Here is a 577-nt window from a genome sequence, read left to right as displayed (position 1 = left end):
GTTGAGTCACCTTTGTAAGTAAGCAAGTTTGTACATAACTAATACAAACCCCGCCGATTGGCGGGGTCTACTTTTGATTATTCATGCACATACATCAGTAAAACGCGTCGAACTCAGGAATGCGTGGTTTACCTCTGAGTAGTAAGAACTTCAAGAAACGACGGGTTGAAGTCGTTAGGATTTTGTCCTTCTCCACGCCATGTTTTTCCAGCAATTCGATGGCGAGATCCAGTTTTGAAATCTCTTCGCAAAAGTGCGCATCAGAGCCGGTACTGAAATACACGCCAATCTCTTTTCCTAAGGCAACAATTTGATCACAGCGCGCATCACTGCCCTTTCGGCTCTTGCCTGTGAGAGACGTATTGTTCACCTCAATCGCCACATTGTGGGATTTAGCGCAACGCAACACTTGCTCCATATCAAATGGGTAATTGGGATTACCTAAGTGCCCTAACACGTCCACTCTGCCACTTTTAATGACGTTAATCAGCGCGACAGTGTGCTCCGCTTCGGTTGCGGGTCTAAAAACGGGCTCATGAAAGCTAGCAATTATCCAATCAAGATGTTGATCAGAGGA

The 577-nt window shown here is 45.8% G+C and carries 1 pseudogene; it reads right to left on the bottom strand.

The window, feature by feature from the left end:
* Positions 1-94: 94 nt before the first annotated feature.
* A pseudogene (locus R7R78_RS28225) lies at positions 95-577 on the bottom strand (phosphatase); the annotation flags it as partial.

Source organism: Vibrio sp. 2134-1 (assembly GCF_033339495.1).
Note: the sequence above shows the minus strand (reverse complement) of the source record. Positions and strands in the feature narration are given on the sequence as shown.